Source organism: Rhodococcus sp. 14-1411-2a (assembly GCF_002259485.1).
GTDB lineage: Bacteria > Actinomycetota > Actinomycetes > Mycobacteriales > Mycobacteriaceae > Rhodococcoides.
Map to the genome: position 1 here is coordinate 145,746 of NZ_NPGA01000014.1, position 26,279 is coordinate 172,024.

Genomic DNA, 26,279 nt, shown 5'->3' on the forward strand with positions numbered 1-26,279 from the left:
GCGACATGCTGTTTGCAGTGAAGATGGACGTCGCGCTCCCGCAGGATCTCGATGGGGACGTGCGAACCGACACTCTCGCCCGAGAGAAGGCGTACTCGCAGCAGTTGCAGCGCGACGGTGAATGGGTGAACATCTGGCGGCTGGTGGGCCAGTACTCGAATCTGAGCATTTTCGATGTGCGGGACAACGAGCGACTCCACGAGATTCTGTGGAATCTGCCGCTGTTTCCGTACATGAGCATCGAGGTGACTCCACTCGCCGGGCACCCGTCGGACATCGCCGCGGGGTGAAATCAACCTCCCGCCTCGTCGAACTCGCAGTTGTGCACGATATTGGGCCGAAATCCCCGCACAACTGCGAGTTCGGCACTCCGGCGACGGTCCCGGGACCTAGGCTGACGCCATGCGTATCGACGAGTATCGCAAGTACGACGGCCTCGGCCTGGCGGAACTGGTAGCGAACGGTGAGGTGACGCCGCGCGAGTTGCTCGATTGTGCTCTTGCGCAGACCACATCGATCGACCCGTCGCTCAATTCGATCGTTCGCCTCATGTCGGAGCAGGCGGACGAGCAACTGGCGGGAACGCTCGACGGGCCGTTCGCCGGTGTGCCGTTTCTGATCAAGGATCTCTCGCAGGACTATGCCGGGGTGCCCACCGCGAGTGGATCCCGCTCGTTGACGAATCTGCCGATGCCCGAGCACGCAACGGTGGTGCAGCGCTGGCTCGACGCAGGCCTGGTCATCTTCGGCAAGACCAACACCCCGGAGTTCGGTGCCAAGGGAATCACCGAGCCGACCGTGTTCGGCCCGGCTCGAAACCCGTGGGACCACAGTAGAACTCCCGGTGGCTCGTCGGGCGGATCTGCCGCAGCGGTCGCGGCCGGGATCGTCCCGGTGGCAGGGGCGAGCGACGGTGGCGGTTCGATTCGCATTCCGTCGTCGTGCTGCGGGCTCGTCGGCCTCAAGCCCGGCCGCGGGCTGGTGCCGTCGGGACCGACGTTCGGTGAGGCGATGCACGGAGCGGCAGTGCAGGGCGTCGTGTCGAGATCGGTACGCGACACCGCCGCGATGCTCGACGTGTTGGCCGGTGGCGAGGCGACATCCGGTTACTCGCCCGCCCGGCCGGACGGGAGCTTCCTGTCACGGACGGAGCAGGACCCCAAGGCCTTGATAATCGGCATGTATGCGGCGACGTCGGTGAATCCGAGTCCGGATCCGCAGGCCGTCGCTGCGATGGAGTCTGCCGCCAAGACACTGACCGAACTCGGCCACACCGTCGAACTTCTCGACGCCCCGCCGTACGACGATGCCAGCCTCAATCGCGAGTTCCTGCTGGCCTGGTTCACCTATCTGGCCTACGAGATGGACGAGGTCAAGCGTCGAACCGGTTGCGGTGACGACTCTTTCGAGCGAGATACCCGGATCATGGCGGCGCTGGGAAGATCCGCCAGTGGCGTCGACTACCTCCAGGCGGTGGAAGGTCGCCACGTGCACGTGCGGGCTCTGGCCACGTACTTCGAGACCTACGATCTGCTGCTGACCCCGACGATTGCCGAGCTACCGCCGAAGATCGGTGCATTCGATCTCGCGAAGCCACTGGGAATAGCGTCGGACTTGTTGTTGCGCAGTAGAACCGCCGGTCTGCTTCGGCACACCGGCATCGTCGACCAGATGATCGACGACAACATCTCGTGGATTCCGTACACCCAACTGGCCAACGTCACCGGCCGCCCGGCGCTGTCGCTTCCGCTGCACTGGACGCCGAGCGGACTCCCGATGGGTGCGCACTTCACCGCTCCGCTGGGCGGCGAAGCGTTGCTCGTCCAACTGGCCGGACAGTTGGAACGAGCCGTGCCGTGGGCTCACCACTATGCCGATATCGGTCAGCGGGTAGCCCCGAGCTGAGCCTTTCCGAGGATGCCCGACGGCCGCTGCCGCACCTGGCCGTCGACGATGTCGACGACCCCTCCTGCCCACTCGGGATCGGTGTCGGCGGCAGCCTGGGGATCGGCGTGGGCATCGGTGCCCTCCTCGGCGGTCACGGTGATCGAACGCTCCAGGGCCTCCCGGACGCTCATCAGTGAGGTACCGGGTTCGGCGAACACCTCCGTTGCCGCGTTCCCGCGGCGCACCACCATGTCGTGGGTGAGGCTGTCGACCAACGAGATCACCGTGCCGGGAGGCATGCCGGTGATGATGGCGACGGCGCGCCCCACCAATCCCGTCGGCAACAGCGGCACTGGAATCTGTGCGCGACGCAGACCGGCAACGCTGCCGTACGCCCGCAGCAGCTCCGGGTAGCTCATCGTTTCGGTTCCGCCGATGTCGAACGTTCCTGGGCGTGCGGTGTCGCCGAGGGCGCGGCCGATGATGGCGACCACGTCGACGACGGCGATGGGCTGCACCTGCCTGCGCATCCACGTCGGAATCGGTGTCAGCGGTAGACGCTCGGTCATGCGACGCACCAATTCGAACGACGTCGATCCGGAACCCAGGATGATCGCCGCGCGCAGCACGGTGGCGTCGACCGCACTGTCGAGGAACACCTCCTCGACCTGCAGGCGAGAGCGCAGATGATCCGACAACGGGGTGCCGTCGTCGGGGATCAGGCCGGAGAGGTAGACGATCCGGCGCAGGCCGTTGCGCTCGGCGGCGGCGGCCATGGACTGCGCGGCGTGGCGATCCTTCTCGACGAAGTCGCCCTCGTCCATCGAGTGCACAAGGTAGACGACGGCGTCGACATTCTCGGTCGCGGTGTCGAAGGTCTCGTGATCGTCGAGGTCGAAGTGCACCGCGGTGACGTGCGCGCCCCAGGCGAAACGCGACTTCTTGCTCGGATCGCGCATGGCCGCGTGCACCTCGTGGCCCTGCTCGAGAAGGACCGGGATCAGCCGGGATCCGATGTATCCGGTTGCACCGGTGACCAGTACTCGCATGAGATTTCTCGTTTCTGTAGATACAGGCCATACCCGGTCGGGGCAGTCTCACTCCCCGCTGTCGTAGCCAGGTGACAGACTGTGCGGGTGAGTGCGCGCATCAGGAACAACGTCAAGGTCGTGGGGGCTGCCGACGGTCCCGTGGTGATGTTGGCTCACGGCTTCGGATGCGACCAGACGCTGTGGCGCTCGGTCACCGACATCCTGGCCCCGAATTTTTCGGTCGTGCTGTTCGATCACGTCGGATCGGGAGCGTCGGACCCGGCTGCTTGGGATGCCGACAAGTACGCGCCGCTGGACGCCTATGCCGACGACATCATCGACATCGTCCGGGAACTCGACCTCCGTGACGTCACGTTCGTCGGGCATTCGGTGGCGTCGATGATGGGCGTTCTCGCGGTTCAGGCGGCACCCGAGCGATTCTCCAAGCTCTTTCTCCTGACGCCGTCTCCGCGATACATCGACGACGGTGACTATCGCGGGGGTTTCAGCCGCGAGGACATCGACGAGCTGCTCGAGTCGTTGGACAGCAACTATCTGGGCTGGTCCGCTTCGATGGCGCCGATCGTGGTCAATGCGCCGGATCGGCCGGATCTCGAGAACATGTGGTCCGCGAGCTTCTGCCGAACCGACCCCGAGTGCGCACGGGTGTTCGCGCGCACCACCTTTCTGTCCGACAATCGCGCCGATCTGGCCGGGGTCACCCTGCCCACGATGATCGTCGACTGCGCACGCGATTCGTTGGCTCCGCCTCAGGTCGGCAGATACGTGCACGAACATATCGCCGGCAGCACTCTGAAGACGCTCGACGCCAGCGGGCACTGCCCGCACGTCACCCAACCCGAACAGACCGCCGAGGCGATTGCGGCCTTCGTGAGACCGGCGTAATGCACGAGCTCGACATCGAGGATCTGTACGAGAACGCGCCGTGCGGTTACCTGTCGGTCTATCCCGACATGCGGATCGCGAGGCTGAACGCGACGCTGGCGGGCTGGCTCGGCTTCGAGGTCGACGCCCTGATCGGGACCGACTTCACCCAACTTCTCACCGCCGGTGGCCGCATCCACTACGAGACCCATTTCGGTCCGATTCTGCGGATGTACGGTCAGCTCGACGGCATCGCGCTCGATTTCGTGACGTCCGATCGACGTCGGCTGCCGGTGTTCATGACCGCGAACGTCAAGACCGACGAGTCGGACACGCCGGTGCTCATTCGCATCACCGCGCTCGACGCCAGGGACCGTCGCACCTACGAACGCGAGTTGCTCGAGTCCCGGACGCGAGCGGAGCTGCTGGCCAAGACACTGCAGCGGTCACTGCTGCCGCCCGCCCTGCTGCCGCCGTCGGGAATGACCGCTGCCGCGCACTATCACGCGGCATCGAGCGACGAGGTGGGTGGAGATTTCTACGATCTGTTCCCGCTGTCGGACGATCGCTGGGGATTCTTTCTCGGCGACGTGTGTGGCAAGGGTGCATCGGCTGCGGCCGTGACGTCGTTGACGCGGTACACCCTGCGCGCTGCCGCGGTGTACGACCACGACCCGGTCGCTGTACTGCACAATCTGGATTCGGTTCTGCGACAGGAATTCCGCGAGAACAACGCGCAGTTCTGCACGGCGGTGTTCGGGGTGCTCAGTCGTTCGGCCGATGGATTCGAGGTGTGCATGGCCAGTGGCGGTCATCCGCCGCCACTGGTGATGCGTGCCGACGGCAGTGCGCACTACGTCCACATGACGGGCGGGCAACTCGTCGGGATTCTGCGTCATGCGCGCTTCGTGCCTGCCACCGTGACGTTGAGCGCGGGCGACACCCTGATGCTCTACACCGACGGCCTCACCGAGGCCAAGGTGGGCACAGGTCGATACGACGACGAGGGTGCGCTGTTGGAATTCGCGACTGCCCACGCCCCGGCGTCGCCTGCAGTCATCGTCGAGGACCTACGGGTACTGCTGAACAGCTTCGGCGACGGCTTGGCCGACGACGCAGCAGTGATGGCGCTGGGAGTGGAGTCAGTCGAGAGCGGCGAGGGCTGACGCGAGATCGGCGTGCAGCGCGAATTCCTGATCGAGACCCATCAGTTTGATCGGACGGCTGGTGGTCGGCCCATCGGCGACGACCGAGAAGGCAACGGTGTCTCCGTGATCCTTCTGCGTCGACGCCAGCACGGTCATGGCAGCCGAGGCCAGGAACGAGACCTTGCTCAGATCGACGATCAGGGCAGCCGGTGTGGTGGAAATCTGCGCTTCGATCGCGGACGACAGCGCGGGGGCCGTGGTGACGTCGAGTTCACCGGCGACCGCGATGACGGCTGCGCGCCCGTCGTTGCTGGACTGGATGGAAAATCCGGCGGTGTTCGTATCGGCTGGCATGTGTGTACTCCTGAATCGTTACCCGCCGCGCTCGTCGACGGGGTCTTCGGTCCATTCAATCAGTAGGTCCTACCTGAACGTGACCTGCGTTCCTCTGAGTGCGGGAGCGCCGACCGTCGTGGTCCAGGACGGCACTGCGTCGGGCTCGATTCCAGTGGCCCCGCCGTAGACGACGGCCAAGGTCTGTTGCTCGGTGACCGAGTTCGCGTACGAAGCCGGTACGGGGGAGAGCTGCGGAGCCGGAAGTGACGGAAGGTCCTGCTGCCCGGGGTTTCTCGACGGCACCTGGTACGAGCCGTCGTTGGGGGAGCCGCCCGGGTACTGCGGGAAGTATTCGCCCGCCGAACGGTCGAGGGGGCTGGGGCAGCTCGGGGGCCGGTTCTGCTCGAACAGTCGCGGTTCGTCCTGGTTCGGCAGGTACCGCCCCTTCGGGTTGACGAAGGGCATCGAGACGTTGATGCCGGGATACTCGTCGCCGACGCCGGTGACGATTCGGCCGCGTCTGGCACCCTCGGCGAATTGGGCAACGGTGCAGCCGACAGCCGGGGAGAACTCGGCGAACACCTGGAGCGCCTCGCGTGAGTTCGCGGCCAGTCCGATGATGTCGGCGGAGTTGGCGTCGAGGAAGTCAGTAGTCGTGCTCGAGGCCGACGTGACCGAGGAGTACAGCGTTTCGAGTGCCGGGCGCTTCTCGACGACGGTGTTGCCGGTGGTCCGCAGGTTGTCGAGCGCGTCGATCAGTTCGGGTGCCGCGTCGGCGTAGGTCTGCGAGAAGTCGGCGAGTCCGCGCAGGTCCTCCTGGATGGCCGGAAGCTCGGTGTTGAGCCCGGCAAATATGTTCTCGAGTCGGTCGATCGTGAGGCCGAGTTCCTCGCCGCGACCGCTCAGACCCTGTGCCAGCGCACCGAGGGTGTTCGACAGATCCTCCGGCGGCACGGCCTGGAGCAGCGGCAACAGGCCGTCGAGCACCTGTCCGACCTCGATGGCGTTGCCGCTGCGATCCTGCTTCAACACCGTGCCCTCGGTGATCGGCGACCCGGGCCTGCCGTCCGGCAACTCCAACGCGACGTACCGCTCGCCGAACAGTGTCTTCGGCAGCAGTCGCGCGGTGGCGTTCGACGGAATCATCTCGGCCATGTCCGGTTCGATGGCCAACTCCGAGGTCACGACGCCACCGGCCGTCGTCGCCGATCGCACTTCGCCGACGATCATGCCGCGAACCTTGACGTCTGCGTTGCGGGGAAGCGCGTTACCGACGGAATCGGTCTCGAGGGAGACCGTCACGACGTCCTTGAACGTCTTGTTGTACGAGGTGACGCTCCACCCGACGAACATGACGATGAGTACGACGAGACCGATTCCGAGGAGTCGGTTCTGGACCGGTGAGGGGGATCCGGTCATGGATGAGTCGCAACGACGACAGCAGTCATGTCGCGAACCTTAGTGGTACACAACGTCACACTTACTACCGAAAATTGCTTTGTGAGATGGACCTAGCACTTCGGCAACAATGTGATGCGAGCCACTGGCTCTCAGTCGGCGATCAACTGAGGTGCATGGAACCAACCGCCCTGTCCGCCTTCACGCTGACGGCCGATGACATATCGACCGGGAGCGATTCCGGTGGCTCCGTGTTCGGGGTGAATGAGGTACGCCGTCTGCGAGTTGGCCAGAATTCCCAGGGCGAGACCTCGGACGTCGTGGACGGGACTGAGCCACGTGCAGATGCCGCCGTCGGCGACCAGGCTGTGCGGGTTGCCGCCCGCAGCGCTGCGCAACAGTTCGATTCCCGTCAAGGGCACATCCTCGCGACGGGTCTGCTCGGTGGGGACGACTATGCCGTCGAGCAGTACGTACGGTACGACGATCAGATCGCCTTGGGCTTGCAGGCCGTCGATGACGGGCACGGAGATCTCCTTGTCGAGATAGTCGAATACGTCGAGGCCGGTGAGGTCGGTCAGTGCAGACAGCGTGATGTTCGAGTTCATGTTTGTCACCTTGGGTGTGTTGTAAGGGTGTGTGGTCGGGGTGTGGGGTCAGGTTCTGCGGAGTAGTCGGCCGTAATCGGCTCCGGCCAGACCGTAGGTCCAGCCCGCGGCGTCGACCGCGGACGAGAACGCGCCGGGAACGCGAAGCCCGTAGCGTCGGCGCTCCCCGTCCCGTTCGCGAGAACCGTTGACGGCAAGCAGTATTCGACCCTCGTCGCCCCATCCTGCGGGGGTGGCGAACAGTTGCAGGATGCAGCCGGGGTTACCCGGGTCGTCGTCGGTGTCGATCAGTCGTAAACCGGCCTGGTCCAGATACGAATCCCAGCCGATCCGTTCGATGGCGCTTCGCCGGATCTCGACGTTGCGTTCGACGGTTATGCGTTCGACGGTCGGATCGTGGATCACCCAAGCGGGAATCACCGTCCCGTTGAGGACATGGACACCGCTGCCGTCGCCGAACTCCACCGCGGGGGAGGTCGAATGATGCAGTCGCACTTCGCCGTGCACCGGATCGGGAATCGGTTCGGTGTGCAGAGCCGTCGGCCGTTCTGACATCACTGCGATGTCGTCGAACGCCCACCACCATCCCGTCGACTCGATGAGGGCGGATTGAATGTCGAGAAGCTCGTTGTCCTCGCGGCCGAACGTCATGAGGCCGAAAGAGCGATAGGTGTCGTAGTAGGCGACGCGATGGGCTTCTTGTTGTCCGTACCAGCTGACGGTGCCGAAGGGGCGCGGAGCGAGGGTTCGGACAGCCGTGGCCACTCCGTCGAAGAGGCTGGTGTGCAGAGACTTTCGTACGGTTCGGCGAATGATCGGATCGGGACTGATGTCGGCGCGGGCCGCGTCTGTCGGTGAACGGCGTGCGACATCGATACGCGCCTGCAGATCACGCTGTGCATTGTTGTCGGAGTAGTAGTACTGCTGTGGCCATTCGATCTGTCGCCGATCGATTCGCTGGTCCATTCGTCGGCGTGAACTCGACAGCAGTGTTGCGATGAGGGAGCCTGCACCTGCGCTGTCCGCTATCGGTCGAGATGTCATGAATTCCGCGGCGGCTACAGGGGATGCCACCCATGAGAATTTCGGCTCAGGACGCCCCGATCTTCGATACAGTTGTGCCACAGCCGATTCCGCGGCTGTTCTGTCGGAGGGGCCGGCCTTCAGGCCGTAGGCGAGCCATCGATCGCGTTGCGCGCAGATTGCGCGAATGCTCTCGGCATAATCTTCGGGATTGTCACTGAATGTGCCGCGACGGGGAAATGTCGACGGCATCGGCACGGCGCTCACGTGAGGGAGGCGGTGTCCGCCTTTCCGGTTGTCATGAAGAAAAGAGTGACACGAGAATCCACTGAGCGCAAGGCGCACGTGCACGAAACTTCGTAACAGGGGTCGAGGTGTCTTTTGGTCGTTCCTGCAGGCTCCACTCCTACCCGCTCACGTGGGTCAGCCGCGCGAGCGGAGAATCAACTGGGCCGCGCTGATGTCGTCGATGACGAGGTCGGTGATCAATCCGCCGCGCAGCGCGGCGGTGAGGGCATCGAGTTTCGACGCCCCGGCGACGATGCAGACTCGGCGTGGCACCACCTTGAGTCGGTCCAGGCTCGGTCCACTCGATCTGTCGTTCAACGCAATTCGATCGTGGCTGCCGTCGGAGCGCAGGAAGACGGTGGCAATGTCTCCGACGACGCCGTCGCGCTGTAGCTCGGCTCGATCCTCGCGCTCGAGATAGCCGGCGCTGTAGACGTGACTCGGAACCGCACTGCTCATGACGCCGATGCTGAACACGGCGAGGTTCATCCGGTCCTGCAGTTCGAGTACTCGCTTGATGCTCCGCTCGCGCCACAGGTGTCGGCGGGTTTCGGGGTAGTCGAAGAACGCGGGAACCGGAAAGCCCTGCGCCACAGCGCCGTAGGCGTCGGCGAAGGTTCGGACGATGTCGGTGGCGTAGGAGACCCCGGTGGTGCGGGTGTTCGCTGCGCCGTTGAGCTGCACGACGGTCGAGTTATGGGTTCGTTTGGGTGCGAGCTTGCGACTGACGGCGCTGACGGTGGTTCCCCACGCGACGCCCATCACCATGTCGGACTCGAAGAACGACGTCAGCAATCGGCCTGCGAAGGTGGCGACGCGGTCGAGGCGCTGCAATTCGTCGACGGTTTCCGATACGGGGACGACATGTGCACGAATGTCGTACAGGTCGGCGAAAGCCCGCTCGATTCGTGGTGCCTGACCCAAAGGGGTGGAGATCTTGATTTCCACCAGTCCCGATGCCCGCGCGAACGTGATGAGCCGGGAGACCGTCGAACGAGATACGCCCAGCTCACGACCGATCGCCGCCATCGTCATGTCCTGGAAGTAGTAGAGGCGCGCTGCCTGGGTGGCATGGCCGGTCCGCAGATCCGATTCGGGTGCGATGCGTTGGTCCGTCACCATCGCCAGTGTACGACCGCTTTGCACATATGTGCATCAGCTGTGCAACGCAGTGCAGGCCGTCTACCGTGGCAAACAGCACGCAATGTGGCGTGCATCACCAACTTTGCGGAGGCTACACAATGGCTCGTAAGGAACCGGAATGGGGACTGCCGGCGCACATGGCTGCCGAGTTCGCCGGAACCATGATTCTCATTCTGTTCGGCGTCGGCGTCGTCGCGCAGGTCGTCTCGGGCGGTGAATCGGGAAGTCTCGGAGACCACGACTCGATCGCCTGGGCCTGGGGGCTCGGCGTGATGTTCGGCATCTACGTCGCGGGTCGGATCACCGGCGCGCACCTCAATCCCGCGGTCACGATCACGTTCGCACTCTTCCGCGGATTCAGCTGGAAGATGGTTGCGCCGTACATCCTCGCGCAGACCGCAGGTGCCTTCGTGGCCGCACTGCTGGTGCGCTGGAACTACAACGACATGATCAACGCAGTGGACCCCGGCCACACCACCGCCACCCAGACGATCTTCTCGACGCTTCCCGGTAACGGAACTCTGCCGGTCAGCGTGTCCTCGGCGCTGATCGACCAGATCATCGGCACCGCGATCCTGCTGTTCCTCATTGTGGCCGTGACCGATTCGCTCGGCACCGCGCCGATGGCCAACATGGCACCGCTGATCGTCGGCCTCATCGTCGTCGCCATCGGTTTCGCGTGGGCCACCAACGCCGGCTACGCGATCAATCCGGCCCGAGATTTCGGACCTCGCCTGGCGTCGTACATCACCGGATACGGTGGAGCCTGGCGAGATCAATACGGCGGCCTGTACTTCTGGGTCCCGATCGTCGGACCTCTCGTAGGCGGACCGATAGGAGTGTTCCTGTACGACCTGCTCATCGGAAAGAACCTACGCAAACAAGAAGGTTCGACGCCCGAGCCGCCATCACGACTCCCAGCAGACACCCAGACCACAGGAGAGAAGCCATGACCGAGTTCGCAGGAAAGTACGTCGCCGCGATCGATCAGGGAACCACGTCTTCACGCTGCATGATCTTCGATCACGCGGGCACCGTCGTCGCGGTCGATCAGAAGGAACACCAGCAGATCTTTCCGCAGGCCGGTTGGGTCGAGCACGACGCGTCGGAGATCTGGGACAACGTGCGCGCCGTCGCGGCCGGTGCCATGGCCGCAGCGGATCTGACGCGCGAGGACATCGCCGCCGTGGGAATCACCAACCAGCGCGAGACGGCGCTGGTGTGGGATCGCGCAACGGGCAAGCCGATCTACAACGCCATCGTCTGGCAGGACACCCGTACCGATCGCATCGCCACCGCGCTGGGCGGGGGCGATGCCAACAAGTACACCGCCAAGACCGGTCTGCCCCTGGCCACCTACTTCTCCGGCCCCAAGATCAAGTGGATCCTCGACAACGTCGACGGTGCACGGGCGAAAGCCGAAGCGGGAGAACTGTGTTTCGGAAACATGGACACCTGGGTGCTGTGGAACATGACCGGCGGTGTCGACGGCGGGTTGCATTACACGGATCCGACCAACGCCTCACGCACCCTGCTGATGGATCTCGACTCCCTGCAGTGGGACGAGAGCATCTGTGCAGACATGGGCATTCCGATGTCGATGCTGCCCGAGATCCGCTCGAGCTCCGAGGTGTACGGAACCGGCCGTGAGCGCGGACCGTTCAGTGGAGTGCCGATCGCCGGAATCCTCGGCGATCAGCAGGCAGCGACCTTCGGGCAGGCCTGCCTGTCTCCCGGTGAAGCCAAGAACACCTACGGCACAGGCAATTTCGTGCTTCTCAACACCGGTACCGAAAAGGTGATGAGCAAGAACGGTCTGCTGACCACGGTCTGCTACAAGATCGGCGACCAGCCGACGGTGTACGCGCTCGAAGGTTCCATCGCCGTGACGGGCTCGTTGGTGCAGTGGCTGCGCGACAACCTGGGCATGATCTCCTCGGCCGCGGACATCGAGACCGACGCACGGTCGGTGGACGACAACGGCGGTGCCTACTTCGTCCCCGCCTTCTCCGGCCTGTTCGCCCCGCACTGGCGATCGGACGCCCGCGGTGCCATCGTGGGATTGACGCGCTTCGTCAACAAGGGGCACCTGGCGCGTGCCGTCCTCGAAGCCACCGCGTATCAGACGCGTGAGGTGATCGAGGCCATGAACGCCGACTCCGGTGTCGATCTCGAGGTGCTCAAGGTCGACGGCGGCATGGTGGTCAACGAACTGCTGATGCAGTTCCAGTCCGACATCCTGAACGTGGACGTGGTCCGTCCCGTCGTGGCCGAAACCACTGCTCTCGGAGCGGCTTACGCCGCCGGACTGGCCGTAGGCTATTGGGAGAGCGAAGACGACATTCGCCAGAACTGGGCCGAGGACAAGACATGGACCCCGTCCATGGACGAAGACCAGCGGGCGAAGTTGTACGCCGGCTGGAAGAAGGCAGTAACACGAACTCTCGATTGGGTTGATGAAGAATGAGTTCCACCACAACGGCCATGAGTCCTCAGGCACGCGCAGATGCGCTGGCGAGGATGGAAGCCGAAGAGCTCGACATTCTGGTGATCGGCGGCGGCGTCGTCGGTGCCGGAACTGCACTGGACGCCGTGACCCGCGGATTGAAAGTGGGTCTGCTCGAAGCGCGTGACTACGCGGCCGGCACGTCCAGCCGCTCGAGCAAGCTCTTCCACGGCGGTTTGCGCTACCTCGAGCAGTTCAACTTCGCGTTGGTGTTCGAGGCGCTCAAGGAGCGTTCGCTGGTACTGAACAAGCTGTGTCCGCACCTCGCTCGCCCGGTGCCGTTCATCTATCCGCTCGAGAAGGTGATCGACCGTCCGTACGTCGGGCTCGGCATCGGCGTGTACGACGTCATGGGTGCCGGACGCGGCGTCCCGAGTCACCACAAGCACCTCGGCAAGAAGAAGACGCTCGAGTCCTTCCCGTCGGGCAAGCGCTCGGCGATCCGCGGTGCGGTGAAGTTCTACGAGGGCCAGGTCGACGACGCTCGGCACACGATGATGCTCGCTCGTACCGCGGCCGCCTACGGCGCATTGTGTGCCAACAGCACTCGCGTCACGGGCTTCCTTCGGGAGGACGACAAGGTCGTCGGCGTCGTGGCGAGCGACCTGGAAACGGGCCGTTCCTTCGAGGTGCGGGCCAAGCAGGTCATCAACGCCGCCGGGGTGTGGACCGACGAGGTGCAGCAGATGGTCGGTGGCCGTGGCCAATTCCAGGTTCGCGCCTCCAAGGGGGTGCACCTGGTGGTGCCGCGCAACCGCATCAACAGTGCCACCGGCATCATCACGCGGACCGAGAAGAGTCTGCTGTTCGTCATCCCGTGGGGTAGTCATTGGATCATCGGGACCACCGATACCGACTGGAAGCTCGACCTGGCTCACCCGGCCGCGAGCCAGAGCGACATCGACTACATCCTGGGCCACGTGAACAAGTTGCTCGCCGATCCGTTGGACCGCACCGACGTCGTCGGCGTGTATGCCGGACTCCGCCCGTTGCTGTTCGGCGAATCCGATTCCACCAGCACCCTTTCCCGGGAACATGCGGTGTCCAGCCCGGTCCGCGGACTGACGGTCATCGCCGGTGGCAAGTACACCACCTATCGCGTGATGGCCAAGGACGCAGTCGATTCCGCGGTGCACGGACTCGAACGCACGGTACCGAAGTGCGTCACCGAGGACATTCCGCTCGTCGGTGCCGACGGCTACCTCGGCGCGTACAACTCCCGCGCTCTGACGGCCGAACGCACCGGTATGCGCGTCTCACGCGTCGAGCATCTGCTCGGTCGGTACGGCACTCTGATGGGTGAGCTGCTGGACTTGATCGACGCCGATCCAGAGCTCGGCAAGCCTCTCGAGAGTGCACCGGAGTACTTGAAGGCAGAGGTGGTCTATGCGGCCAGTCACGAAGGTGCGCAGCATCTCGACGACATTCTGACCCGTCGGACCCGAATCTCGATCGAAGTTCCCGATCGTGGTGAAGCGGCGGCCATCGAGGTGGCTCGTCTGGTTGCACCCATCCTCGGGTGGGACGATCAGCATGTTGCCGAGGAAATCGAGCACTACCGGCTCCGTGTTCTGGCAGAACGGGATTCGCAGGAGCAGCCCGACGACGACACCGCCGATGCAGCTCGGCTCGGAGCACCGGACGTGCGCGCCGGGGTGAGCTGAGACGAACAATGGCGGCAGTTCTCGTGACGAGGACTGCCGCCATTGTCGGCTGTTGCGGGGTCAGCCCTGCAGCAACGTGAACGAGTGTTCGCGAATCAAAATCGACGGTCCGCCTGCCTCGTATGCCTGATCGGGGTCGCTCGAGGTCGACTGAGTCCAATGTCCCTTCGGCAGAGTGAATTCCACGGTGCCGGGCGAGGCGTTGACCATCCACGCGAACGACGCATCGGACTCACCGGCACGCATGAGGACCAGAATGCTGTGAGCATTGCCGTCCGACCAATCCTCGTCGGAGAGCTTCTCGCCGTCGGCGCGGTAGAAGTCGACGGTGTCCGGTCCGGCTCCTTCCTCGTCGGAATCGCTGTCGTGGCGGAACCACGTGGGGCGCAGAGCCGGGTGTTCGTCGCGTAGCGCGATCAAGTGGGTGGTGAAGTCGATGAGGTCCTGATCGGCTGTGCTCCAGTCGAACCAGGAGACCTCGTTGTCCTGGCAGTAGGCATTGTTGTTGCCGTTCTGCGTCCGGCCGAGTTCGTCGCCGCCGAGGATCATCGGCACGCCGGCCGAGAGCAACAGCGTCGCAAGGTGATTGCGCTGCTGACGGGCCCGCAGTGCGTTGACGCCCTCGTCGTCGGTCGGGCCCTCGGCTCCGCAACCCCACGAACGGTTGTCGGACTCGCCGTCCTGACTGTCCTCGCCGTTCTCCTCGTTGTGCTTGTCGTCGTAGGAGTTCAAGTCGGCCAATGTGAAGCCGTCGTGTGCGGTGATGAAGTTGACGCTGGCCAACGTGGGTCGACGAGTGCTCTCGTAGACGTCCGGGCTGCCGGTGACGCGCTGAGCCAGTGCCGGAAGCGCGCCGCTCTCTCCGCGCCAGAAGTCACGGACGTCGTCGCGGAACTTGCCGTTCCACTCGGACCAGCGGGCCGGGAAGCCGCCCACCTGGTAGCCCTGGGTGTCCCACGGTTCGGCGATCAGTTTGACCGGCGCGAGCGTCGGGTCCTGGTGTACCAGGCTCAGGAATGCGCTGTGCACGTCCAGGTCCGAGTCCTGACGCGTCAACGTGCTGGCGAGGTCGAAGCGGAACCCGTCGACGTGCATCTCCGTCACCCAGTAGCGCAGCGAGTCCAGGATCAGTGCCAGGGCAGCGGGGTGGCCGACGTTGAGGCTGTTGCCGGTGCCGGTGGTGTCGTAGTACGCGCTGCGGTCCTCGTCGACCAGACGGTAGTGCGAGCCGTTGTCGATTCCCTTGAGCGAGAGCGTCGGTCCGAGATGATTGCCCTCGGCGGTGTGGTTGTAGACGACGTCGAGAATGACCTCGATGCCGTTCTCGTGCATGGCCTTGACCAATGCCTTGAACTCTTCCACCTGGCCGCCGGTGTCGCCGCTGCTGCTGTACTCGTTGTGCGGTGCGAAGAAGCCGATGGAGTTGTAGCCCCAGTAGTTCCGCCGCCCCTCCTCGAGCAGATGCGAGTCCTGAACGAACTGGTGGATGGGCAGCAACTCCACCGCGGTGACGCCGATGCGCTTGAGATGAGCGATCGCGGCGGGGTGCGCCAGACCGGCGTAGGTTCCCCGAATATCCTCGGGCACATCGGGATTGGTGGCAGTGAAACCTTTGACGTGTACCTCGTAGACGACCGTGCGATCGAGTGGTGTGCGCGGTGACTCGTCGCCGGACCAGTCGAAGTTCGACTCCACGGCAACGGAATACGGCATGTGCGGGGCCGAGTCCTCGTCGTTGCGGGTCTCCGGCTCGGCGTGGAGGTGGCTGAACACCGATTCGTTCCAGTCGACCTGACCGGTGATGGCGGTGGCATACGGGTCGAGGAGCAGCTTCGCCGAGTTGTGCCGCAGCCCCGACGCCGGATCCCATGGACCGTCGACGCGCAGTCCGTAGCGTGCACCCGGCGTCACGTCGGGAACCAGATCGTGAAAAACGTGGCCGGTACGCAGCGTCAACGGCGTTGTACTGCGCTCTGTTCCGTCGTCGTTCAGCACGACCACGGACACCGAGTCCGCGGTTTCGGAGTAGACGGCAAGGTTGGCACCGTCGTTCGACAGACGCGAGACGCCCAAGGGGTACGGGAGACTTGATGAGAGGGGCATGCTCGCGGCAGTACCCCCGTGAGGGATCAGCGAAACGCCTGCATACCGGTCGTTCGGCTAGTATTGATGCCGAGATCGCACCCGCCGGACTGGAGCGGAACGACAGTACGAAGGACGAGGCGATGAATTCCCCACAACCCGATGGCAGTTCGGCCCAGCTGGACGAGCTGTTCCCGGGTGACAACGCCACCGACGCGCGATTCCGGGAACTGGACTGGACGGCGACCGATCTGGGGCCGGTGGAGAGTTGGCCGCAGGAGTTGGTGACCGCCGTCCGCACCGTCATGCCGTCGACGATCCCGATGTTGATCTGGTGGGGCCCGCATCTGGTGCAGATCTTCAACCACACGTACACCGATTTTCTCGGGGACAAGTTTCCGCAGGCCGCAGGTCAGCGGGCCAGCGAGAGCTGGTCCGAGATATGGGACGACGTCGGCGGTCTCTGCACCCACGTGGTCGAGGACCGCAAGCCCGTGCACGGCGTTCGGCAGCTGTTCGTCATGAATCGCTTCGGCTACCCCGAGGAGACGTACTGGACCTTCTCGTACAGCCCGATCTTCGGGGCCGGACGGACGGTGCTCGGCGTGTTCGTCGCCACGACCGAGGTCACGATGCAGGTACTCGGCGAACGCCGCATGCACGCGCTGCTCGCCCTGGGCTCACTGACCGGTGACGGCACCGAGGGGCCGGTAGGCATCTGTCGCGCAGCGGTCCAGACTCTGGGTGACGAGGCCCGCGAGTTTCCCCTCGTCGCGGCCTACCTGCGCCGCGACCTCGCCGAAGACGGGCAACTCGATCACATCGCGACCTCGGGCGCACTCGGCTGCGACGACGCGACCTGGGACCTTGCCCACGTTCTCGACGTGTGCGACGGACGCGTTCCCTGCTCGACGGTCGAGATTGCCGGATCCGTCGCGCAGGCGGTCATCGTTCCGCTGACGCTCGCGGGACATGCTCAGCCCATCGGGGCCCTGTTGGTCGGCGTCGACGAATTTCGCGCCCGCGACGACTCCGTCGTGTCCTTCTCGATCGCGGTGGCCGAGCGGGTGTCCACGGCCTTGACCGCCTCGCATGCCTTCGAGATGGAGAGGCGACGCGTCGCGGCACTCGCCGAAGCCGACGAGGCGAAGACGCGGCTGCTCGAGAACGTCGGACACGAGTTCCGCACGCCGCTGACCTTGCTCGCCGGCCCGTTGGATTCGGTACGCGAGAGTGTCGACTCGACGCTGACCGACGTCGATCGTGAGTCGTTGGACGTCGTTCATCGTGCGTCGACTCGGTTGCGTCGACTGGTCGACGATCTCTTGGACGTGGTCAGCGCCGATGCCGGTCAGCTGCGTCCCCGGCTCGAACCCACCGACCTGGGAGCGGTGACGCGTGACTGCGCGTCGCTGTTCGAGGCGGTGGCGTCGGGCAAGGGTCTCGAGCTCGTGGTCGACGTAGCCGACGACGTCGTCGTCCTCACCGACGGTGAGATGTGGACGAAGATCGTGTTCAACCTCGTCGCGAACGCCGTCAAATACACGCCGGTCGGTCGGATCTCCGTGCGCCTGCGGACCGACAGCGACGTCGTCCGCTTGGTCGTTGCGGATACCGGCCTCGGGATCCCCGCGGAGGACCTGCCGCTGATCTTCGATCGATTCCATCGAGTCGAACGATCGGGTGCCCACAGCATCGAAGGATCCGGTATCGGACTGGCGCTGGTGTCGGACCTGCTCACCGTCTTGCGCGGTCGTATCGACGTCGAGAGCGAGGCGGGCCGTGGCAGTACCTTCACCGTCGTGGTTCCGCGGCTACCCGCCGAGGCGGCTGCAGCCGTCGATCTGCCGGCCGCCCCCGCCGATTCGGTGTCGGCGATCTTCGCTGCGAGCGACTCGGCGGCGATGACCACCGAGCGCGCGGACATTCTTCTCGTCGAGGACAACGTCGACATGCGCAACTACCTGGTGCGCCTGCTGACCGACGAGGGCTGGTCCGTCACCACCGCAGGCGACATCGAGACCGCACTCGACAGCGCTCGATCGACGATGCCGGGCCTCGTGCTCTCCGACGTTCTGCTGCCCGGACGCAGCGGTCTGGAACTCGTGGACGAGATCCGCCGCGACGACGCCTTGCAGCGGGTGCCGGTGATCCTGCTGACCGCGCGAGCGGGAACCGACTTCGTGCTCGACGGGCTCGGGCGCGGGGCCGACGACTACATCGTCAAACCGTTCCACGATCGAGAGCTGGTGGCTCGAATTCGAGTGCATCTCGAACTCTCGCGCGTGCGCGAACAACTGATCCAAGAAAGCGGCAACGAGGCCGCGACACTACGGACTGCGCTCGACACCCGCGGGTCCATCGGCCGAGCCGTCGGAATCCTGATGTCGGTGTACCGCATCGACGCGGACGCTGCCTTCGCACAACTGACCGAGCTCTCACAGAACACCAACCGCAAGACCCGCGACTTGGCGGCGATGATCGCCGACGATTTCACCGCCGGGCTCGACCGAGAGCGTCAGTGATTGCGGCGGTAGTTCTCTCGCTCGCGTTCCATCTCGGCCATCTTCTTCGGGCTCTTCAGATCGGCCGGTAGCCCGTGGATCTCGAGGCGTCGAGCGCGATTCTGATCCATGTAGGCGGCGGTGTAGAACAGCGCGAGCAGCAAACTGAGCAACACCATCGACGCGCGTAGCCAGATCGCTCCCGGAAACAGAACGAAGAATCCGATGAATATCGGCAGGAACGGGATCATCGACCGCAGGATGTGACGCGGTGTCGCTCCTGGGCCGACGAAGTCGCGTCGAACCCAATCCTGCATGGAGTCAGGCAGTTTGCGGCCGAGGACGGCGTAGCCCAGCCACTGACCGAAGCGCGGGCGGGTGCGGGTAGGACGAGTGTTCACGACAGTGCTCCTGCTGCGATGGCCGCGTCGTTCACGCGGGTGAGGACGCGTCGTAGTTCGTCGAGTTCGGCGAGTGACGCTCCGAGCTTCGAAACGACGGTGGGTGGAATCTTCTCGGCCTTCTTGCGAAGCGCGGCCCCGGCCGGGGTGAGCGCGACGAGTAGAACGCGCTCGTCCTCGGTGCTTCGATTGCGGGTGAGCAACCCCATCGACTCCAGACGCTTGAGAAGCGGCGAGAGGGTGGGGGAGTCGAGTTGCAGGGCCGATCCGATGGCTTTGACCGACATCGGCGATTCGCCCCACAGCGCCAGCATCACCAGATACTGCGGATGCGTCAGTCCCATCGGCTCGAGCAGTGGCCGATACACCGACAGCACGGCGCGGTTGGCGACGGCGAGCGCGAAGCAGACCTGGCGGTCTAGCGCGAGTGGATCTTCGGTGGTCGTCACGGTGCCAAGGCTACCAGTATTGGTTAGTGCACTAACTATTAGTGGACGAAGCGATGCTCAGAATACGGAACTGGATGCCCGAAAAGCGTTGCAAAGAAGGGTGAATGCTCGTGCGGTGATGTGTTGTCAGAGTCCCGGTCGGTCCGAATCGGGTGGATGTTCGTACGGCGTTCCATCCGGTCGGTTGCTGTGCAATGCTGCATGCAATTCGCCGTTCCCCTGTGACACATCCCGAGAGGATCGCCATGCGTCGTCGACGCATTTTCACCACGTTCGCCGTCGCCGCCGCGCTGTCCGTGTCCTCGGTCGGCGTTGTCTCCGCCGATCCTGTTGTCTCGGCGGCACGGATTGTCGACACGTCGATCGCGTCCGACACCCTGCGCACGCTGAGCGTCGAATCGCCTGCGATGGGGGCCGTTGTCGACGTGCAGGTGCTGACTCCGGCAGCGAAGACCGGATCGCGGCCGACGCTGTACATGCTCAGCGGAATCGGCGAAGAGGATCCGAACAACAGCATGTGGCTCCGCAAGGGCGGAGCAGCGGAATTCTTCGCCGACAAGAACGTCAACGTCGTACTGCCGCTCGCCGGACCGGGCAGCTTCTACACCGACTGGCAACGAGACGATCCGAAACTCGGCCGCTATCAATGGGAAACGTTCCTGACCGAGGAGCTTCCGCCGCTGATCGACGCGGCCGTGGACGGCAACGGACGCAACGCGATTGCCGGGCTGTCGATGGGGGCACAGTCGGCCATGATGCTGGCCGCACGTAACCCCGATGTCTACTCCGGGGTGGCGTCGTACAGCGGGTGTTTCGCCTCCTCGGAGCCGATGGGGCAGGCGAGTATCCGCGCGATCGTCGGAGCATTCGGCGGAAATGCCGACAACATGTGGGGCGGTCCTCTCGATCCTGCCTGGGCGCAACATGATTCGGTGGTCAATGCCGAAAGCCTGCGCGGCACCGACGTGTACGTCTCGGTGGGAACGGGAGCGCCGGGTCGCCACGAAAGTTTCGACAGCGCGTCGGCGCTCGACGTGGTGGTGGTCGGTGGTCTCATCGAGGTGGGCGCGAACTACTGCACCCATCGACTGGCGGATCGACTGAGTCTGCTGAACATCCCCGCGACGTTCGACTTCACCGAAACCGGAACCCACTCCTGGCCCTACTGGGTGGAACAACTGCCCAAGAGCTGGCCGACACTGGCCAGGTCGCTCGGGATCTGAGCTCACCCGCGGTTGGTGTCGCGAAACTCCTTGGGAGTGCACCCGAAGCGCGCCCGAAAGGCGCGGCTGAAGTGCGCCGGGTCGGTGAATCCCCACGATGCCGCCAGGGCGCCGATCGTGGTGCGAGCATTCTGTGGCTCGCACAGAGCCCGTTTGACGCCGTCGAGTCGCTGCATCCAGATCCACTCACTGGCGGTACACGGCTCACCGGCGAACGCTCGATGCACCGTACTCAGCGACAAGTGCAGGGAGGCCGCCACTTCCGTCACGGTCAGATCCGGATCTCGCAGCCGCGCCGTCATCGCACGCTTGATTTCGCCGAGTCTCTCGGACGCGGCATACGGTGCTGGCTTCTCGACCCCGGTCAGCCCGACCAGGCCTGCGACCAGGATGTACTCGACGCTCTGCGACACGGCCTCGGCCGACGCGGTACTCATGTCGGCGTCGTCCATGATCGACGAGATCATGCTCACGAGCAGTTTCCCGGCCCCTTGCCGTCCGGACACCGCCCGTGCGGTCAGTGAACCCGTGTCGCGGACGAGCGTTCGCAGCGTTGCGCCGGGGAGCATCAGCACGTACTGGGCAAACGGATCGTCGAAGCGAAGACTGTACGGCCGGGTGGTGTCGTAGAGCGCGAAATCTCCCGGTTGCAGGACCGCCGTTCGGTCGTCTTGCACGACGAACCCTGTTCCCGACGTCTGGACGCTGACCAGAAAGTAGTCGTCACTGGTTCGGGAGATACCTGCGGGCGTTCGTAGGACGGTCTGAGCTGTCGCAGACACTCGCGACAATCCGAGGGTCGCAAGTCCGGTCGACTCGATATGCCCGGTGATGGCCGACGCGTTCTCGGGAATCGTGCACTCTAGATCGACGTACGTCCGACTCACCGCAGCGGTCCAGAAGTCGACGCTGTCGGCCAGGTCGACGGAGTCGGTGCGCAGCGGATCGACCATGTCAGGTACCTCCCGTCTTCTCACAGGGTAGAACGCTCCGCAGCGGTACGCAGTAGACCCGTGCGGTCGTGGCAGCCGAAATATTCGAAGTACTGTTCGTCCGCCGCCGCGACGGTCACCTCGTGATAGAGCCTCAGGGAGGCCGCGGGCCCCATCGTCGACAGATACTTCAGCGCGGCACCGAAGATGGCGACATGCGTCGGATGCGACTCGGCCCATGCTTCGAGGTCGCTCAGACTGCGCCACCAACTCATGCCGAAGGACTTGTCGGTATCGACGCCGTTGTCGTCGACCACCGTCATGTATCGGTTGGCGAAGCAACCGATGGCCAGTCCGTCGTCGCGGAGGAAGTCCATGCCGGCGCGCAACACCGGTTCGACGTCCCGCAGGTACATCTCTCGTTCGGACCCGGCCGTATCGGCCCAATCCTGCCCGGATCGGATGAGGCAGAGGTTCTCCTGCGGCACAATTGTGACTCTGTCGCCGTCGCGTACGACCTGAGGCTCCCCGCTGGGCGCAAGTGAGTCGCTCTGCGACAACGGGATTCGATCCCGGACCCCGCCCCAGTAGGCATGCTCTTCGATGGTTCCACTGAGTGAATCCGTCAGAGTGGCAACACCTTCCATGCGGCCGGTGGAGGAGAAGAGCGTCTCGTAGCGGTCGACGGTCGGTCTGATGATTTCGACGAAACGGCCTCTGACGCTCGTCCAGTGCTGACCGACGGAATCGAACCAGCGATCGAACACCGCGACGTCGTCCCAGTAGCCGATGAACACCGTCGTGTCGATACCCTCCTCGTCGGTGTAGCGGGCCCGGTCCGTTCGGGACGGACCCTCGTCACCCCACGGGGAGGCGTCGGGCAGGCCCTGTATTCCGAAGTAGCCCATCACTACTCGTTCGGTGGATACCGGAAAGCGGGCAACGTAGGACGGAAAGGGTGGCTGGTAGCCCTCGGGTGTGCGACGCGGACACGACCGGGGAACGACGAGATGATCGGGGATCGCGGATTCGAGTTCAGACACGGGCGGCGTCCTCGTCGCGAGCGAGCTGTTCGGTGATCTCCAGACGTAGCTCGGCCGCGACGTCCTCGGTGAAGTCGTACCGCGCGTTCGCGACGGGCTGCGCTCCCGACACGACGCGGTCGCCGGGCGTCTTGTCGAGCCACAACCGTGTCACGTCTGGGCGGGAGTAGTGGCCGGCCGGGTCGGCGGCAGCCTTGGCGATCGAAATGAGGCTGGTGTCGATGTCGGCGTAGACGATGCCTTCCGCGTCGGGTGCGAGCGGCTCGTGCATCAGTTGGCCGTCGGGCGCGAAGATGCGGGCATGACCGCCGCCTGCGGTGAGCATCGCGCGCTTGGCGTCGTCGGTGCACATGATGTCGATCATCTCGGGGGAGACGGTCGCGCAGGGACTGATGACGAAGCAGCCGCCTTCGACGGCGTAAATGCGGCTGGCGGCGGTGTTGACCTCCGGCCCGAGGGCATAGGCCGCGCCGGTGTAGAGCGAGAAGCTGGGCCAGGCACCGATGTGCACCTGCTCGTTCTGGGCGTACATCGCGTACTTCGACAACGGTTGCAGGTGCTCCCAGCAGCACAGTGCGCCGACGCGTCCGAGGTCGGTGTCGTATACCGACAGGTCGGAGCCGTCACCTTCGCCGTACACGGTGCGTTCGACGTGCGTCGGCTTGAGCTTGCGGCGCATCGCGACGGTCTTGCCTTCGGCGTCGATGATCCACTGGGCGATGTAGAGGCTTGCCTTGTATCGCTCGCTCAGGCCCATCACGACCATGATGTGATTGTCCTTGGCGGCCTGCGCAATTCGAGCCGCCTGAGGTGTTCCGTACTCCAGCGAGTTGTCGAAGTAGCGCTGCGTGAACTGGAATCCCCACGCCGGTGCGTCGAGCCAGATGTACCAGGGGTAGCCGGGCAGGTAGGTCTCGGGAAATGCGATGAGTTCGGCTCCGGCGCGGGCCGCGTCCTCGATCAGGCCGATCGCCTTGTCGATCGACGCGTCGAGATCGAGAAATACCGGCGCGGCCTGGACTGCCGCGGCGCGAAACTGGTGGTGTGTCATTGCGGGCCTTTCGTGTGGGAGGGCACCAGTTTTGCCTGCTGAGAGGCCGATGGATGGCCTCGAAGTGTCGAGATATTTGACTCTCCGTCGCATGCCCGGGCGGTGAAACACGGCGGTAACCGGGGCCCGGTGTGTCGACACACGATCGTCACGCGCGGAGGTCGATCGGCGGTGCGCATCTACCGCACAATGTGTGCGCGATCACACAAGACCTTCTCGCCTGTCCGGGCGCAGTCTGGACCGGACACGCCACAGGTGCCGCGACGGCACCCGAGAAGGAGCCAACACACATGACTGCAGTCCAGGAATCGGCCGCACCGTCGTTGCCGACCGACACCGCCACCGAGCTCTACATCGCGGGGCAGTGGCACGGCGCTTCCGACGGAGGCACGTTCACCGACATCAACCCCACGACGGAACAGCCGCTGGCCGAGGTTGCGGCGGCCACCGCGTCGGACGTCGATGCAGCAGTGCGTGCCGCCCGTGCCCAGCTCGGTGGTGAATGGGGCGCGACGCCCGGAGCAGTGCGCGGGAAGCTGCTCAACCGGATTGCCGATCTCATCGAACGTGACGGGGACCTGCTGGCACGGCTCGAGGCTCTCGACGTGGGCAAGCCCGTGGGTCAACCGGCCATGCTCGACATCCCCAATGCCGCAGCCACGTTCCGGCACTTCGCCGGCTGGGCCGATAAGATCACCGGCAGCTCCATCCCCACTGCAGGCTACTTCGGGCAGCCGACGCACTCGTACACCGTCCGTGAGCCGGTGGGCGTCATCGGCATGATCGTTCCCTGGAACACCCCGTTGATGATCGCCGCGTGGAAGCTCGCGCCCGCGTTGGCCGCCGGAAACACCGCGGTGATCAAGCCGCCGGAGGATGCGCCGCTGTCGATCCTGCATCTGGCTCGTCTGATCGACGAGGCGGGCGTGCCTGCCGGAGTGGTCAATGTTGTTCCAGGGCTTGGAGAAGTGACAGGCGACGCGTTGGTCGGGCATCCGGACGTCGACAAGATCAGCTTCACCGGCAGCCCTCGGGTCGGCAAGCTCATCGCCAAGAAAGCTGCCGATACGTTCAAGCGGACCACGCTCGAACTCGGCGGCAAGTCCCCGCAGATCATTCTCGAGGACGCGGATCTCGAGGCGGCGATCAACGGAACCGCGATGGGATTGTTCTTCAACCAGGGCCAGGTGTGTGCGGCCGGTACGCGGGTCCTGGTGCATCGCTCGCTGTACTCGCAGGTGGTCGACGGTCTGGCCGCTGCGGCGTCGGCTCAGGTCCTGGGTGACCCGTTCGATCCGTCGACGACGATGGGCGCGCTGGTCAACGCGAAGCAGCGCGACAGCGTGCTGGGGTACATCCAGGCCGGACGCGACGGCGGAGCACGAGTGGCGGCGGGTGGCGGACGGCCCGACGGCGCAGGGTATTTCGTCGAGCCGACGATCTTCACCGACGCCGACAACGACATGAAGATCGCGCAGGAGGAGATTTTCGGTCCCGTCGGCACGGTGATTCCGTTCGACACCGCCGACGAGGCCATCGCCATCGCCAACGGCACGGTGTACGGACTGGCCGCGAGCATCTGGACCCGAGACGTGTCGAGGGCGCACACCCTTGCTGCGCAGGTTCGTTCCGGAGCGGTGTGGGTGAACGGTTGGGCCGCAATCGATCCCGCCCTCCCCTGGGGTGGCATGAAATCCAGTGGCACGGGCCGTGAACTCGGATGGGCCGGTATCGAGGCCAACACCGAGGAAAAAGTCGTCACGATCGTTCTGTAGAGCTGACGCAGGTGAGCGGGAGTGGAGCCTGCGGAACGACCCAGGTGAGCGGAACTTCGTAGCAGGGGTCGAGTTTCCGCTCACCTGGGGTAACGCGGTGTTTACGGAAGGACACGCGATTCGTAACGAGCAGGTCGCAAGATTTAGTTCAACGGACGTAGAACAACGTCCGAACGGATCGGAAGGCGATGATGACGATGCCCGAACCCTAGGTCCCAGCAGGGAGCCGCTACCGTAGGGCTGTGCCGAAGCTCGTGGATCACGACGAACGCCGCCGCGCGATCACCGCGGCAACCTGGCGTTTGATCGCTGCCAAGGGGATCGATGCCGCGAACATGCGGGACATCGCGACCGAGGCGGGATACACGAACGGCGCGCTGAGCCACTACTTCGCGGGCAAGGACGAGATACTCCGCACCGCATTCGAGCACGTCTTCGAGGCAACGAACCGCCGTATCGACGAAGCTCTCGGCGACGCAACGGGATTCGAAGCCCTCCGCATCTTCTGTCGAGAAGTGATGCCGACGACCGAAGAGACTCTGCTCGAGGCGAGAATTGCAGTCTCGCTCTGGCAGCGCGCGATGTACGACGAGCACATGGACGACACGAACCATCGATCCCTGGTGTCGTGGCGGGCGCGGATGGCGGAGTTTCTCGAGCAGGCTCGCGCAGAAGGCGACGCCGGCGACTTCGATGTCGATCTCGCTGTCGAAATGCTGCTCAACATGATGATGGGTATGCAGATTCTGGGCGTGCTCACCCCCGATGACACCACTGCCGGCCGGCAGTTCGAGATGCTCGACCGGTTCATAGCTCAGCTGTAACCACCCTGTGTGCGGGCGACTCACGGTCCCGCATGCCTTCGTTATTCAACGTATGTAGAACCAACACCCGACCTCGAG

At 64.5% G+C, this 26,279-nt stretch carries 23 protein-coding genes; 11 read left to right on the forward strand and 12 right to left on the reverse strand.

The annotated features are described in order from the left end of the window. Positions 1-5 precede the first annotated feature (5 nt). Complete coding sequence (catC, locus tag CH291_RS11580) at positions 6-290, forward strand: muconolactone Delta-isomerase (RefSeq protein ID WP_094687536.1); 285 nt, start codon at positions 6-8, stop codon at positions 288-290. A gap of 112 nt (positions 291-402) precedes the next feature. Next, entirely contained in the window at positions 403-1,905 is a 1,503-nt protein-coding gene (locus CH291_RS11585) for an amidase (protein WP_094687537.1), read from the forward strand. Here the strand turns inward: CH291_RS11585 and CH291_RS11590 are convergent. Continuing rightward, the gene (locus tag CH291_RS11590) at positions 1,884-2,936 is read right to left on the reverse strand and encodes an NAD(P)H-binding protein (RefSeq protein ID WP_094687538.1); all 1,053 of its coding nucleotides are present in this window, start codon (positions 2,934-2,936) and stop codon (positions 1,884-1,886) included. The genes CH291_RS11585 and CH291_RS11590 overlap by 22 nt on opposite strands. A gap of 87 nt (positions 2,937-3,023) precedes the next feature. Here CH291_RS11590 and CH291_RS11595 point away from each other — a divergent pair, with 87 nt between their 5' ends. After that, positions 3,024-3,824 carry an alpha/beta fold hydrolase gene (locus tag CH291_RS11595; RefSeq protein ID WP_094668553.1) on the forward strand — a complete coding sequence of 267 codons (801 nt, stop codon included), beginning with the start codon at positions 3,024-3,026 and terminating at the stop codon, positions 3,822-3,824. Further along, positions 3,824-4,969, forward strand: coding sequence for a PP2C family protein-serine/threonine phosphatase (locus CH291_RS11600; protein WP_094668554.1), 1,146 nt, complete (start codon positions 3,824-3,826; stop codon positions 4,967-4,969). The genes CH291_RS11595 and CH291_RS11600 overlap by 1 nt, the downstream gene beginning before the upstream one ends. On the opposite strand, the gene CH291_RS11605 is transcribed toward CH291_RS11600, so the two are convergent. From CH291_RS11605 to CH291_RS11625, 5 genes are all read right to left on the reverse strand, one after another. After that, the gene (locus CH291_RS11605; protein WP_068054398.1) at positions 4,946-5,305 is read right to left on the reverse strand and encodes an STAS domain-containing protein; all 360 of its coding nucleotides are present in this window, start codon (positions 5,303-5,305) and stop codon (positions 4,946-4,948) included. The two genes, CH291_RS11600 and CH291_RS11605, sit on opposite strands and share 24 nt — an antisense overlap. Positions 5,306-5,374: 69 nt before the next feature. Beyond that, on the reverse strand, positions 5,375-6,706 hold the full coding sequence (locus CH291_RS11610) for an MCE family protein (protein ID WP_094687539.1): 1,332 nt from the start codon (positions 6,704-6,706) through the stop codon (positions 5,375-5,377). Positions 6,707-6,837: 131 nt separating this feature from the next. After that, positions 6,838-7,293, reverse strand: a complete 456-nt coding sequence (locus CH291_RS11615; protein ID WP_068054403.1) for a hypothetical protein — start codon at positions 7,291-7,293, stop codon at positions 6,838-6,840. A 48-nt stretch (positions 7,294-7,341) separates the two neighbouring features. Then, positions 7,342-8,583 carry a DUF6745 domain-containing protein gene (locus CH291_RS11620; RefSeq protein WP_441347264.1) on the reverse strand — a complete coding sequence of 414 codons (1,242 nt, stop codon included), beginning with the start codon at positions 8,581-8,583 and terminating at the stop codon, positions 7,342-7,344. A gap of 156 nt (positions 8,584-8,739) precedes the next feature. Continuing rightward, the gene (locus CH291_RS11625) at positions 8,740-9,723 is read right to left on the reverse strand and encodes a sugar-binding transcriptional regulator (protein ID WP_094638970.1); all 984 of its coding nucleotides are present in this window, start codon (positions 9,721-9,723) and stop codon (positions 8,740-8,742) included. Between the two features lie 122 nt (positions 9,724-9,845). On the opposite strand from CH291_RS11625, the gene CH291_RS11630 reads away from it, so the two are divergent. The 3 genes from CH291_RS11630 to CH291_RS11640 are packed head-to-tail and all read left to right on the forward strand — an operon-like array spanning position 9,846 to position 13,917. Continuing rightward, entirely contained in the window at positions 9,846-10,700 is an 855-nt protein-coding gene (locus CH291_RS11630) for an MIP/aquaporin family protein (RefSeq protein ID WP_032379865.1), read from the forward strand. Then, entirely contained in the window at positions 10,697-12,214 is a 1,518-nt protein-coding gene (glpK, locus tag CH291_RS11635) for a glycerol kinase GlpK (RefSeq protein WP_094687540.1), read from the forward strand. Before CH291_RS11630 ends, glpK begins: the two co-directional genes overlap by 4 nt. Then, entirely contained in the window at positions 12,211-13,917 is a 1,707-nt protein-coding gene (locus CH291_RS11640) for a glycerol-3-phosphate dehydrogenase/oxidase (protein ID WP_094687541.1), read from the forward strand. Before glpK ends, CH291_RS11640 begins: the two co-directional genes overlap by 4 nt. Positions 13,918-13,977: 60 nt before the next feature. Here the strand turns inward: CH291_RS11640 and glgX are convergent, their stop codons facing one another. Further along, positions 13,978-16,020 carry a glycogen debranching protein GlgX gene (glgX, locus tag CH291_RS11645; RefSeq protein ID WP_094687542.1) on the reverse strand — a complete coding sequence of 681 codons (2,043 nt, stop codon included), beginning with the start codon at positions 16,018-16,020 and terminating at the stop codon, positions 13,978-13,980. A 122-nt stretch (positions 16,021-16,142) separates the two neighbouring features. Here glgX and CH291_RS26545 point away from each other — a divergent pair, with 122 nt between their 5' ends. Then, positions 16,143-18,524, forward strand: a complete 2,382-nt coding sequence (locus CH291_RS26545) for a response regulator (protein WP_179276520.1) — start codon at positions 16,143-16,145, stop codon at positions 18,522-18,524. Here CH291_RS26545 and CH291_RS11665 read toward each other — a convergent pair. Together CH291_RS11665 and CH291_RS11670 are read right to left on the reverse strand one after the other, a co-directional pair. Beyond that, positions 18,518-18,904, reverse strand: coding sequence for a DUF5313 family protein (locus CH291_RS11665; protein WP_094687543.1), 387 nt, complete (start codon positions 18,902-18,904; stop codon positions 18,518-18,520). The two genes, CH291_RS26545 and CH291_RS11665, sit on opposite strands and share 7 nt — an antisense overlap. Continuing rightward, positions 18,901-19,353 (reverse strand): MarR family winged helix-turn-helix transcriptional regulator, encoded by a 453-nt coding sequence (locus CH291_RS11670; protein WP_094668610.1) that lies wholly within the window; start codon positions 19,351-19,353, stop codon positions 18,901-18,903. The genes CH291_RS11665 and CH291_RS11670 overlap by 4 nt, the downstream gene beginning before the upstream one ends. A gap of 245 nt (positions 19,354-19,598) precedes the next feature. Here CH291_RS11670 and CH291_RS11675 point away from each other — a divergent pair, with 245 nt between their 5' ends. After that, entirely contained in the window at positions 19,599-20,576 is a 978-nt protein-coding gene (locus CH291_RS11675; protein ID WP_094687726.1) for an alpha/beta hydrolase, read from the forward strand. Positions 20,577-20,578: 2 nt separating this feature from the next. On the opposite strand, the gene CH291_RS11680 is transcribed toward CH291_RS11675, so the two are convergent. The 3 genes from CH291_RS11680 to CH291_RS11690 are packed head-to-tail and all read right to left on the reverse strand — an operon-like array spanning position 20,579 to position 23,602. Continuing rightward, on the reverse strand, positions 20,579-21,529 hold the full coding sequence (locus tag CH291_RS11680) for a helix-turn-helix domain-containing protein (protein WP_094638839.1): 951 nt from the start codon (positions 21,527-21,529) through the stop codon (positions 20,579-20,581). 20 nt (positions 21,530-21,549) lie between these two features. Next, on the reverse strand, positions 21,550-22,551 hold the full coding sequence (locus CH291_RS11685) for a phenylacetaldoxime dehydratase family protein (protein ID WP_094687544.1): 1,002 nt from the start codon (positions 22,549-22,551) through the stop codon (positions 21,550-21,552). Beyond that, the gene (locus tag CH291_RS11690) at positions 22,544-23,602 is read right to left on the reverse strand and encodes a carbon-nitrogen hydrolase family protein (protein ID WP_094687545.1); all 1,059 of its coding nucleotides are present in this window, start codon (positions 23,600-23,602) and stop codon (positions 22,544-22,546) included. The genes CH291_RS11685 and CH291_RS11690 overlap by 8 nt, the downstream gene beginning before the upstream one ends. Positions 23,603-23,892: 290 nt before the next feature. Here CH291_RS11690 and styD point away from each other — a divergent pair, with 290 nt between their 5' ends. Both styD and CH291_RS11700 read left to right on the forward strand, forming a co-directional pair. Then, positions 23,893-25,377: a phenylacetaldehyde dehydrogenase StyD gene (styD, locus tag CH291_RS11695; RefSeq protein ID WP_094687727.1), complete on the forward strand. Its 1,485-nt coding sequence runs from the start codon at positions 23,893-23,895 to the stop codon at positions 25,375-25,377. 254 nt (positions 25,378-25,631) lie between these two features. Continuing rightward, positions 25,632-26,201: a TetR/AcrR family transcriptional regulator gene (locus CH291_RS11700; RefSeq protein WP_082323530.1), complete on the forward strand. Its 570-nt coding sequence runs from the start codon at positions 25,632-25,634 to the stop codon at positions 26,199-26,201. The last annotated feature ends 78 nt before the right edge of the window (positions 26,202-26,279 follow it).